The organism is Francisella sp. SYW-9, assembly GCF_008711465.1.
Lineage (GTDB): Bacteria > Pseudomonadota > Gammaproteobacteria > Francisellales > Francisellaceae > Francisella.
Genome location: NZ_VXKQ01000008.1, coordinates 41,730 through 53,764, shown reverse-complemented (window position 1 = coordinate 53,764; position 12,035 = coordinate 41,730). Strand labels below are relative to the sequence as shown.

Below are 12,035 nucleotides of genomic sequence, written 5' to 3'. Positions count from 1 at the left end.
ATACTTTTAGAAAAAGCACGGATTATCTAAAACCCGTACAGACTTTGGGATAATTTTAGATTAGTTTACTTTAGAGTCGATATAGTCGTAAACATCTTTAACAGTTCTGATTTTCTCAGCATCTTCATCTGGAATTTCAGTGTCGAATTCTTCTTCTAGAGCCATAACTAATTCAACAGTATCTAGAGAGTCTGCACCTAAGTCATCAATGAAAGAAGCTTCTGGTTTAAGATCTTCTTCTTTAACACCTAGTTGCTCAACAATGATAGAGTTTACTTTAGCATATACTTCGTTTGCGCTCATGTTATTTTTTCCTTCTTATTTTTGTTTTAAAAATTGAAAATTTGTATTCATTTCTAATAATATTATTTTTTATTCATTTTTGCAATAATTTTCCAAAAATTAAGCCATATACATGCCACCATTGACATGAAGTGTTTGGCCAGTGATATATCTTGCATCTTCTGAAGCTAGAAATGCAACAGTAGCAGCTATATCTTTTGGCTCACCCATTTGGCCTGATGGTATCTTAGTTGCAATAAATGATTTTTGCTCATCTGTCAGTTTGTCAGTCATATCTGTTGCGATGAAACCTGGGGCTACAACATTGACAGTTATGTTCCTAGTAGCAACTTCATACGCTAATGATTTTGAAAAACCAATTACACCAGCTTTAGCTGCACAGTAGTTAGATTGTCCAGGGTTACCTGCTGAGGCAACTACTGAACCAATAGAAATAATTCTTCCCCACCTTTTTTTCATCATTCCACGGATACATTCTTTTGTCATACGGAAAATAGAGCTAAGGTTGGTATTAATAACGGCATTCCACTCTTCTTCAGACATTCTCATCATCAAATTATCACGAGTAATACCAGCATTATTTACTAGTACATCTATTGCTAGCTTTTCTGCTTTAACTTGAGCAAAAAAATCTTTAATGCTGTCAGTATCAGAAATATTTAGAACCATGCCTTTGGCATTATAGCCTTTATCAGACATTGACTTTTCAAATTTTTCAGTTGATGCTTGAGTAGTAGCTGTTCCTATAACTGTAGCACCTTTACTTGCTAATGTATTTGCAACTTCAAAACCAATTCCACGACTAGCACCTGTTACTAATACAACTTTTTCATTTAAAGACATTTATATCTCCTATTTAAATGTTTTCTAAACTGTCTACTGTGTTTGTATCTTTGATAGTTAGAGATTTATCTATTCTCTTTATAAGTCCGCATAATACTTTATTTGGTCCACACTCAATAACTTCAGAGACACCAAGACTAGCTAGCTCTTCTACTGATTGTGTCCATAATACAGGCTTATATAATTGCTTAATTACTGCTGACTTTATTTCTGAAGGATTACTGTGTGATTTCGCATCAAAGTTTTGTACAACAGCTGTAGTAGGTTTTCTAAATTCTACTTTATTTAATTCAGCTTCAAACTTATCAGCTGCATTTTTCATTAATGAGCAGTGTGAAGGTACGCTAACTGCTAATATTTGAGCACGTTTAGCACCTTTTTCTTTAGCTATAACATTAGCTTTTTCTATAGCTATTTTTTCACCAGAGATTACAACTTGGCCAGTTGAGTTGAAGTTGGCAGCTTCAACTACTCCAGCATCAGAAGCTTCTTTGCATGCTTGGATTACATCTTCATTTGATAATCCTAGTACGGCACTCATAGCACAGTCTTTATCAGTAACTGCGCTTTGCATTAATTTACCTCTTGTAGATACAAGCTGTAAAGCATCTTTGTATGAGATGCATCCAGCAGCTAGAAGGGCAGTATATTCACCTAGGCTGTGTCCAGCAAAGTATTCTATATTAAGATCAGGTTTTTGTTCTTTTAAAACTTTGAAAATAGCATAGCTAGTAGCTAGTAGCGCTGGTTGTGTAAATTCAGTCTTATTTAAAGTATCTTGATCATTCTGGATGATATTCCATAGATCATAGCCAAGATGTTGTTTTGCCTCGTCAATAGTGTTTTTGAAAGTTTCAAATCTTTCATAATAGTCTTGAAGCATTCCTAACTTCTGTGAACCTTGACCTGGAAAAACTATAGCTATTTTTGACATAATAAAATCTCCTTATTGAACAAAAGTTGTTATATGCTAGATTATATTTTTGCGATAAATCCACCCCAGACAAATCCTGCGCCGAATGCTTCAGAAATTATTGTTTCTCCGGGTTTAATTTGATTGTTTCTTACAGCATAGTCTAAAGCTAAAGGTATAGATGCTGCAGAAGTATTGCCGTGATCTTGTAATGTTGTAACAACTTTAGACATAGGCATGTTTATTTTTTTTGCTGTTGAGTTTAGTATTCTATAATTCGCTTGGTGAGGAACTAGCCAGTCAATATCGTTAGCTTCTATGCCTGCTTCTGCTATTAGTTCATCGGCTAAGGATGATAGTCTTGAAACAGCGAATTTAAAAACTTTGTTTCCTTCCATAACTATATAGGGGTCGATACCAATCTTACTACCTATTGTGTTTGGGAGGTTATTCGGTACATTTAACATTTCAAGACAAGAACCATCTGTAAATAATAATGATGATAGTATTTTTTGTTCTTTGCTTGCTGAAACAACAACTGCTCCTGCGCCATCACCGAAAAGGACACATGTAGATCGGTCACTCCAATCAAGAACTCGTGTCATCCTCTCAGCACCAATTACTAAAATGTTCTTTGAACTTGAGCTTTCTATATATTGCTTCGCAATATCAAGAGCATAGACAAAGCCACTACATGCAGCAGAAACATCAAAGCAGCGAGCTTTTAGGTTTGTTATTCCTAGGTTCTGTTGAACCATAGATGCTGTTGATGGCATGATATAATCACCAGTGCTCGTAGCAACTATAATAGTATCAATATCATTAGCTTCTAAGTTGGCTGCCTCAAGAGCTTTTTTTGCTGCTTGTGTAGCCATATAGCTTGTTGTTTCTTTTTCATTTGCACAATGACGTCTTTCTATACCAACTCTCTGTTTTATCCATTCATCTGAAGTATCTACAAATTTACTTATATCTTCATTAGTTAAGATTTTTTCAGGTAAATAGCTTCCTGTACCTAGTATTTGTGAAAACATTATATAGTTATACCTACTTTAGTTAGATTAATAACAAAAAATTCCTGAAGCTAATTATCAGATAAATAGCTTAGGACTCAAAAATTATTGTATCATGAATAAAAAAATTAAAGAACTTTTTCTAGAGATTCTTGGATTGTTTTAGGAATATTATATTTGATTTCTTTGATTGCCTCATAAATCGCTGTTTCAAACGCATTAGCGCTAGCGCTACCATGGCTCTTCACAACAATCCCTGTTAAGCCTAAAAGTGAAGCACCATTGAAACTATCAAGGTTCATCCCCGTTTTCATTTTTTTGAAAAATGGTAAGGCCATCATTAAAGGAACCTTCATTAACCAAGAGGTTTCTCTCATTGATTTTTTGATTAATGACTCGATAAGTCTCAAACTACCTTCCATAGTTTTTAATGATACGTTTCCTACAAAACCATCACAAACGATAACATCCGTAGAGTCGTCGAAAATGTACTTACCTTCGATATAACCTTGGTAATTAATAAAGTCACAACCTTGCAGTAACTTAGCAGCATTTTTAATGTTGTCTAAGCCTTTCATTTCTTCTTCACCAATATTAAGTAATGAGACTCTAGGCTCAGCAACTCCTTTTGAACTAGCTGCTAATATTGATCCCATTATTGCAAACTGGAAAAGCTGTTCAGAAGAACAAACAACGTTAGCTCCAAGATCAAGCATGTAAGTTTTGCTTAGTTGTCTAGTTTCTCTATTGTATGCAGGAAGTGCATATACAATAGCTGGGCGATCAACACCGTTTACAGTTTTTAATACAAACTTAGATGTCGCCATTAGGGCGCCAGTGTTACCAGCACTAACGCAAGCATCAACAGTACCGTCTTTAACAAGGTTTATAGCTACTCTCATTGAAGAGTCTTTTTTCTTTCTTACAGCGATTGATGGGGACTCATCCATAGCTACGGTTTCACTAGCGTGATGAATAGCTACCCTCTGTAATACAGGGAGTTTTATTTTTTTTACCTTTGAGTATCTGTCTAAAGCTCTTTTAACTTTATGGTGATCACCAACAAGTACAATCTGTAGATTAGAGTCTTTTTTTACTGCTTCAAGAGCTGCAGGGATTGTGGTATTTAAACCGTTATCACCACCCATAGCATCTATAGATATTTTATAACTCATGATAAATAAAATTTCCTATATAGATAGTTAGTTGTGCTTATTAAATTAAATATCCTTTAATAAACAGGTTACCGAAGTTATTTATGAAACTAATTAGTCTTCAGATTTTGTGTTTACAACTTTCTTGCCTTTGTAAAAGCCATTAGGTGATACATGATGTCTTAAGTGTAATTCACCTGTTGATTTGTCAGTAGACAAAGTAGAAGATGTTAGAGAGTCGTGAGATCTTCTCATATCTCTTCTTGATCTGCTTTTTTTTACCTGTTGTACAGCCATTTTAGTTAACCTCTTATTTTTTTAAATTTACTGCAAATTATGTTGTTTTAAGATTTTTAAGAATCTCAAAAGGATTCTTTTTTTCTTTTGTAACATTTTCTTGTTCGCTATAGTATGAATGTTTTTTTACATTTTTACAAGTGTTAGAGTCTTTTTTTGGTACTAGAGGTAAGTCTAGGAGGATTTCTTCTTTAAGGATGTCGCGTAAATCAATTACTGATTTTTCACATATAAAAGGCTCATTCAAACTATCTGTAGTTAGTCTATCATCTTCTACAATTATTATACTATTTGATACTTTAAAATCATAATCAAAAGGTTCTAGAGTATTTTGACAAATTAGTTTAATAGTTGCATATATATTATACTTTATACATGCATGATTTTTCTCCTCAAAAAATGAAAAATTACATATAAAATTCTGAGGTATGTTATGAATTAATGTAGAAATTTCTTCAGGATGTTCTAGCGTGATTTTAAAGTTTTGCAACTCCCTTTTTTGCTTAGCATATACAGAGTAGTTTATATAATAATAACTATCTTTCATTATAATGAATTGTAATCTTTAATTATAACATTCTAGCGTGATTTCTTGTTTTATGGAAGTCTCTGCTGTATTATCGTAATAATTAATGTTTTTGTGTGTTAACAGTTACAAATAAAAGGTCAAATACTAATGTCTTTATCGATTCCTCAAGAAGTCTCAAATGCTATAAGATTTTTATCTATTGATGCAACATTAAAAGCTAAGTCAGGTCATCCTGGTATGCCTATGGGTATGGCTGATATAGCTACAGTTTTATGGACGAAGTTCCTTAAACATAATCCTAAGAATCCAGGTTGGATAAATAGAGATAGATTTGTGCTATCAAATGGGCATGGTTCAATGCTTTTATATTCATTATTACATTTGTCAGGTTATGATGTGTCAATTGATGATATTAAAAATTTCAGACAACTTCATTCAAAAACTCCAGGACATCCAGAGTATGGATATACTGCTGGTGTTGAAACCACTACGGGACCATTAGGCCAAGGTGTGGCAAATGCTGTTGGTATGGCTTTAGGTGAAAAACTTTTATCGCAAAGATATAATACATCTGATACGGAAATAATAGATCATCACACTTATGTGTTTTTAGGCGATGGCTGTTTAATGGAAGGTATTTCTCATGAAGCTTGTTCTCTAGCTGGAACTTTAGGGTTAAATAAGTTAGTAGCTTTCTGGGATGATAATAGTATTTCTATTGACGGAGATACTAAAGGATGGTTTACAGATAACACAGTTGAAAGGTTTGAAGCTTATGGGTGGAATGTTATTAAAGGTGTTGATGGTCATGATTTTGCTGCTATAGAACAAGCAATTATTGATGCAAAAGCTGAACAGGATAAGCCAACTTTAATATGTTGTAAGACAGTTATTGGTTTTGGATCACCTGAAAAAGCAGGTACGGCTTCTGTTCACGGCTCACCTTTAAGTGATCAAGAGAGAGCTTCAGCTGCAAAAGAGTTAGGCTGGGGTTATGAAGCATTTGAAGTGCCCCAAAATGTATATAAATATTGGGATGCTACAGAAAAAGGCCAAGTTTTAGAGCAGAATTGGCAGAAAATATGGGATTCTTATAAAGATAGTCCTAAATTTGAAGAATTAAATAGAGTATTAAATAAAGAGCTACCTTCCGAGCTAAATATTGCTGTAAGTGAGTATATTGAGTCTCAGTTAGCAAATCCTGTAAAAGTAGCTACACGTAAAGCTTCTCAAATGGCATTAGAAGTATTATGCAGTAAAATGCCGGAGATGTTTGGTGGTTCAGCAGATTTAACAGGATCTAACAACACTAATTGGAGTGGTTCTATTTGGTTAAACAACACCGATGATGGAGCTAACTATCTATCATATGGGGTTAGAGAGTTTGGTATGGCTGCTATTATGAATGGTTTAAGTTTGTATGGTGGATTAAAACCTTATGGTGGCACATTCTTAGTATTTAGTGATTATTCTAGAAATGCTATTAGAATGTCTGCATTGATGAAACAACCTGTAGTTCATGTTATGTCTCATGACTCTATTGGATTAGGTGAAGATGGTCCAACGCATCAGCCAATTGAGCATGTACCAAGTTTAAGATTAATACCGAATTTAAATGTTTGGAGACCTGCAGATGTAATTGAAACAATGGTTGCTTGGCAAGAAACTGTAAAATCAGAAGATACACCAAGTGTGATGGTTTTAACTCGTCAAGGGTTACAGCCTGTCGTTGAAAACCAAGAGCAAGTAGCAAATGTTTCAAAAGGTGGGTATTTAGTTAAAGAGCATTCTGATGCAAAAGCAACTATTGTTGCTACAGGTTCAGAAGTTGAACTAGCTATAAATACAGCCAAAGAGTTTGAAAATAGAGGTATAAAGATAAATGTAGCTTCTATACCTTGTGTAGAAATTTTTGATGCTCAGTCTCAAGAGTATAAAAAATCAGTAATCAAAAATGAAATTCCAGCTGTTTTTGTAGAAATGGCACAGCCTGATATGTGGTATAAATATATGCCTAAGGCTGGCGGTGAAGTAAAGGGAATCTACAGTTTTGGTGAATCAGCACCTGCTGCAGATTTATTTAAACATTTTGGCTTTACTGTAGAGAATATTAGCAACATTGTTGCTAGATATGTGTAAATAACTTTCGCAAGATAATATCTTAAGGAGATTAATAATGAGAGTTGCAATTAATGGTTTCGGTAGAATTGGTCGTTTAGCTTTTCGTCAAATGTTTGATAAAGATGGAATTGAAATTGTTGCGATTAATGACTTAACAAATCCAAAAATGTTAGCACATTTATTAAAGTATGATTCTGCTCAAGGTAGATTCTCAAAGGCAGCTGTAACATCAGCAAAAGAAGATTCTATAGTTGTAGATGGTAAAGAAATTAAAATATATGCAGAAAAAGATGCTGCTAACTTACCATGGGGTGAGTTAAATGTAGATGTTGTACTAGAATGTACTGGTTTTTATGTATCAAAAGCAAAGTCACAAGCTCATATAGATGCTGGTGCTAAAAAAGTAGTTATTTCAGCTCCTGCTGGTAATGATCTACCAACAGTAGTATTTGGTGTTAATCATGATATATTAAATTCAGATGAGAAAATTATATCTGCAGCATCTTGTACAACTAACTGTTTAGCTCCTATGGCTAAAGGTTTACATGATTTAGCAACGGTTGAAAGTGGTTTTATGACTACTATTCATGCTTATACTGGTGATCAAAATACTTTAGATGCTCCTCATGCAAAAAATGATTTCCGCCGTGCAAGAGCTGCTGCTGCAAATATCGTTCCTAACTCGACAGGTGCTGCTAAAGCTATCGGTCTTGTAATACCTGAGTTAGCTGGTAAATTAGATGGGGCTGCTCAACGTGTTCCTGTACCTACTGGATCTTTAACTGAGCTTGTTGCTGTAGTATCTAAGAGTGTTACAGCTGAAGAAGTTAATTCTGCAATGAAAGCAGCTGCTAATGATTCTTTTGGTTATACAGAAGAAGAGTTAGTATCTAGTGATATTATTGGCATTTCAGAAGGATCATTATTTGATGCTACTCAAACTAAAGTAACTTCACTTGGAGATAAGTCATTAGTTAAAGTTGTATCTTGGTATGACAATGAAATGTCTTATACAAACCAAATGGTTAGAGTAGTAGAATATTTTGGAGCTTTATAAATCTGGAGTAAGTTATGAGTTTTCTAACTTTAAAAGATGTTGATTTAAAAGGTAAAAGAGTTCTTGTTCGAGTAGACTTTAATGTACCTGTCAAAGATGGCAAGGTTACAAGTAAAGTTAGAATTGAGGCTGCTATTCCAACAATTCAATATATTTTAGATCAAGGAGGAGCTGTTATTTTAATGTCTCACCTTGGTCGTCCTACTGAAGGTGAATATGATCCTCAGTTTTCACTAGAGCCCGTAGCAGAAGCACTATCTGGAATTATTAATAAGCCAGTTAAATTTGCTAAAGATTGGTTAAATGGTGTAGATGTTAATTCTGGTGAAATCGTTATGTGTGATAACGTTCGCTTTAACAAAGGTGAGAAAAAATCTGATGATGAGTTATCTCAAAAGATAGCAAGTCTTGGAGATGTCTTTGTTATGGATGCTTTTGCTACAGCTCATAGAGCTCAAGCATCAACATATGGTGTAGCTAAGTATGTACCTGTAGCATGTGCAGGATTACTTTTAGCTAATGAGATTCATGCTTTAGAAAAAGCATTGAAAGCACCTAAAAAGCCAATGGCTGCAATAGTTGGTGGATCTAAAGTTTCAACTAAGTTGTCTGTATTGCATAATCTTTTAGATAAGGTTGAAATACTTATTGTTGGCGGAGGTATCGCAAATACTTTTATAAAGGCTGAAGGCTACAGTGTAGGAAACTCTCTGTATGAAGAAGACCTTGTAGTTGAAGCAAAAGATATTCTAGCAAAAGCTAAGGCAAAAGGAATAAGCATTCCAGTACCTGTAGACGTACGAGTAGCTAAAGATTTTAGTGAAAATGCAAAAGCCGTTATTAAAAATGTATCAGATGTCGCTGATGATGAAATGATTTTAGACATTGGTCCTGAGTCTGAGAAAAATATTGCTAAGTTTTTAGTTTCTGCAAATACGATATTGTGGAATGGCCCTGTGGGAGTTTTTGAGTTTGATAGCTTTGCAGAAGGCACAAAAGCTTTATCTTTAGCTATAGCAGAATCAGATGCTTTTTCAGTTGCAGGTGGTGGCGATACAATTGCAGCTATCGAAAAGTTTGATATAAAAGATAAGGTTTCTTATATATCAACAGCTGGTGGAGCATTTTTAGAGTTTTTAGAAGGTAAGCAGTTACCTGCAGTAGAGATTCTAAAAGACAAAGCAAATAACTAGGAAAGGTTGATTATTATATGAGAAGAACAAAAATCTTAGCTACTCTTGGACCAGCTAGTGAGTCTAGAGAAGCTTTAACAGCAATGATTAAGGCAGGAGTAAATGCAGTTAGATGTAATTTCTCGCATGGTTCTGCTGAAGATCATCGTAAAAGAGTAGACTTGATTCGTCAAATTGCAAAAGAGCAAGATACTTATGTTGGTATTCTAGGTGATTTACAAGGTCCTAAAATTAGATTGTCAAAATTTAAGAAAGGTTCTGTAGAAATCAAAAAAGGACAGAAGTTTACTCTTGATGCAGATTTGGGACTTGAAGATGGTGACGAAAATGCAGTAAGTATTGACTACAAAGAATTAATACAAGATGTAAAAAAAGGCGATATTCTATTAGTCGATGATGGTAAGATTGTCTTAGAAGTTGACTCTGTAAAAGGGAATAAAGCTGTTACTAAAGTAGTAGTCGGTGGTAAGGTCTCTAATAATAAAGGTATCAATAAGAAAGGTGGAGGACTTACAGCGCCAGCTCTTACTGATAAAGATAAGGAAGATATTAAAATAGCTGCAATGCTTCAAGTAGATTTCTTGGCAGTATCATTTGTTAGAGATGGCAAGGATATGGAATATGCTCGTCAATTGGTAAATGAGGCTGGTTGGAAGCCTGCTATGGTTGCTAAGATTGAAAGAGCAGAAGCTGTCATAGAAGAAAATCTAAGAGGTATTGTTGATGCATCTGATCTTGTTATGGTGGCTCGTGGTGACTTAGCTGTAGAGATTGGTGATGAAAATGTACCAGCTGCTCAGAAGCTTATAATCACTACAGCACGTCAGAATGAGAAAGGTTCTATTACAGCCACTCAGATGATGGAATCAATGATTGAAAATTCTTCACCAACGCGTGCAGAAGCTTCAGATGTTGCAAATGCGGTATTTGATGGCACTGATGCTGTGATGCTTTCTGCTGAAACTGCTGTAGGTAAGTATCCAGTAGAGACTATTGAAGCAATGTCACGTATATGTGATTCAGCAGAGCATAGTAAATATAGCCATATGGTTAAAAAACCTAAGATTGCTAGCTGTGATCGTGTCGATCAAGCTGTGTCAGTAGCTGCTGTAAAAATTGCTAATGAAATTAGTGCGAAAGGTTTGATAGTGCTAACAGAAGGAGGTAATACTTCACGCTGGATGTCACGTATAAATAGTGATTTACCTATTTATGCATTATCACGTAATGCACCTACGCTTGGAGCTATGACTTTATTTAGAGGGGTTGTACCAATATACTTTGACTCAACAAGAATGTCTAAACTATATGTGAATAGATCAGCATCTATGGAGTTAGAAAGCAGAAAGTTAGCTAAAAATGGTGATGTTTTTGTTTTAACTAGTGGCGATAGTATGGGTGTACACGGAAGTACAAACAAGATTAAAGTAATAGTTGCAGGTCAAGTAAGATAAGGAGATAAAACATGGCTTTAGTTTCACTAAGACAATTGTTAGATCATGCTGCAGAGCATGGTTATGGACTGCCAGCTTTTAATGTGAATAACCTTGAACAGGTTAGAGCTGTAATGGAAGCTGCAGACAGAGTAAATTCACCTGTTATTTTGCAAGGATCTGCAGGTGCTAGGAAATATGCTGGTGCACCATTTATTAGACATTTGGTTTTAGCAGCAATAGAAGAGTATCCACATATTCCTGTATGTATGCATCAGGATCATGGTACATCTCCATCAGTTTGTCAAAGATCTATTCAGTTAGGTTTTTCATCTGTAATGATGGATGGTTCGTTAAAGTCAGATGGTAAAACTCCTTCTGATTATGAGTATAATGTTAACGTTACAAAAACAGTTTCAGATATGGCTCATGCTTGTGGTGTATCTGTTGAAGGTGAGCTAGGCTGTCTTGGTTCATTAGAAACAGGACAAGCAGGTGAAGAAGATGGTGTTGGTGCAGAAGGTACTTTATCTATGGATCAAATGCTTACAGATCCAGAAGAAGCTGCTGATTTTGTTAAAAAGACTAAGGTAGATGCTTTAGCTATTGCAATTGGTACTTCACATGGTGCTTATAAATTTACTAAGCCACCTACAGGTGATGTTTTATCTATTAAGAGAGTAAAAGAGATTCATGCAAGAATTCCTGATACTCATTTAGTGATGCATGGTTCATCTTCTGTTCCTCAAGATTGGTTAGAAGTGATTAACAACTATGGTGGTGCTATGGGTGAAACTTATGGTGTACCTGTAGAAGAAATCGTTGAAGCTATTAAGTTTGGTGTACGTAAAGTAAACATCGATACAGACTTGCGTATGGCAGCTACAGGCGCTGTTAGAAGATTTATGGCTGAGAACCCTGCAGAGTTCGATCCACGTAAATATAATGCTGTAGCAAAAGTAGCAATGTCTGAGATTTGCCAAGCTAGATTTGAAGCATTTGGTAGTGCTGGTATGGCTAGTAAAATCAAGCCAATATCACTTGAAACAATGTTTCAAAAATATGAAGCTGGCGAACTAGATCCAATTATCAAATAAGATATCTTTTAAAAATTTTCTTTAAATATTTTTCCAATTATATAAAGTTATAAAGTGAGATGCTGAAGTTGCTTTAGTATCT

At 34.9% G+C, this 12,035-nt stretch carries 12 protein-coding genes; 5 read left to right on the top strand and 7 right to left on the bottom strand.

What is annotated here, in order from left to right:
* Positions 1-60: 60 nt before the first annotated feature.
* From acpP to F3D62_RS03865, 7 genes are all read right to left on the bottom strand, one after another.
* On the bottom strand, positions 61-303 hold the full coding sequence (gene acpP / locus F3D62_RS03895) for an acyl carrier protein (RefSeq protein ID WP_004287370.1): 243 nt from the start codon (positions 301-303) through the stop codon (positions 61-63).
* Between the two features lie 99 nt (positions 304-402).
* Positions 403-1,146, bottom strand: coding sequence for a 3-oxoacyl-ACP reductase FabG (gene fabG / locus F3D62_RS03890; RefSeq protein WP_150466940.1), 744 nt, complete (start codon positions 1,144-1,146; stop codon positions 403-405).
* A gap of 13 nt (positions 1,147-1,159) precedes the next feature.
* Positions 1,160-2,080: an ACP S-malonyltransferase gene (gene fabD, locus F3D62_RS03885; protein WP_150466939.1), complete on the bottom strand. Its 921-nt coding sequence runs from the start codon at positions 2,078-2,080 to the stop codon at positions 1,160-1,162.
* Between the two features lie 41 nt (positions 2,081-2,121).
* The gene (locus F3D62_RS03880) at positions 2,122-3,093 is read right to left on the bottom strand and encodes a beta-ketoacyl-ACP synthase III (RefSeq protein WP_150466938.1); all 972 of its coding nucleotides are present in this window, start codon (positions 3,091-3,093) and stop codon (positions 2,122-2,124) included.
* Between the two features lie 107 nt (positions 3,094-3,200).
* Positions 3,201-4,247, bottom strand: a complete 1,047-nt coding sequence (gene plsX / locus F3D62_RS03875; RefSeq protein ID WP_150466937.1) for a phosphate acyltransferase PlsX — start codon at positions 4,245-4,247, stop codon at positions 3,201-3,203.
* A 93-nt stretch (positions 4,248-4,340) separates the two neighbouring features.
* Positions 4,341-4,523 (bottom strand): 50S ribosomal protein L32, encoded by a 183-nt coding sequence (gene rpmF, locus F3D62_RS03870; RefSeq protein ID WP_150466936.1) that lies wholly within the window; start codon positions 4,521-4,523, stop codon positions 4,341-4,343.
* 37 nt (positions 4,524-4,560) lie between these two features.
* Complete coding sequence (locus tag F3D62_RS03865; RefSeq protein ID WP_150466935.1) at positions 4,561-5,070, bottom strand: YceD family protein; 510 nt, start codon at positions 5,068-5,070, stop codon at positions 4,561-4,563.
* A gap of 129 nt (positions 5,071-5,199) precedes the next feature.
* Between F3D62_RS03865 and tkt the strand changes: the two genes are divergently transcribed.
* Genes tkt through fba form a run of 5 tightly spaced genes read left to right on the top strand, consistent with a single transcriptional unit; the run spans position 5,200 to position 11,953 of the window.
* The gene (gene tkt / locus F3D62_RS03860) at positions 5,200-7,191 is read left to right on the top strand and encodes a transketolase (protein ID WP_150466934.1); all 1,992 of its coding nucleotides are present in this window, start codon (positions 5,200-5,202) and stop codon (positions 7,189-7,191) included.
* A gap of 37 nt (positions 7,192-7,228) precedes the next feature.
* A complete protein-coding gene (gene gap, locus F3D62_RS03855; RefSeq protein ID WP_150466933.1) occupies positions 7,229-8,230 on the top strand; it encodes a type I glyceraldehyde-3-phosphate dehydrogenase in 1,002 nt (333 codons plus the stop codon).
* Positions 8,231-8,244: 14 nt separating this feature from the next.
* Positions 8,245-9,423, top strand: a complete 1,179-nt coding sequence (locus F3D62_RS03850; RefSeq protein WP_150466932.1) for a phosphoglycerate kinase — start codon at positions 8,245-8,247, stop codon at positions 9,421-9,423.
* 17 nt (positions 9,424-9,440) lie between these two features.
* Positions 9,441-10,877, top strand: coding sequence for a pyruvate kinase (gene pyk / locus F3D62_RS03845; protein WP_150466931.1), 1,437 nt, complete (start codon positions 9,441-9,443; stop codon positions 10,875-10,877).
* Positions 10,878-10,888: 11 nt separating this feature from the next.
* A complete protein-coding gene (gene fba, locus F3D62_RS03840; protein ID WP_150466930.1) occupies positions 10,889-11,953 on the top strand; it encodes a class II fructose-bisphosphate aldolase in 1,065 nt (354 codons plus the stop codon).
* Positions 11,954-12,035: the final 82 nt, after the last annotated feature.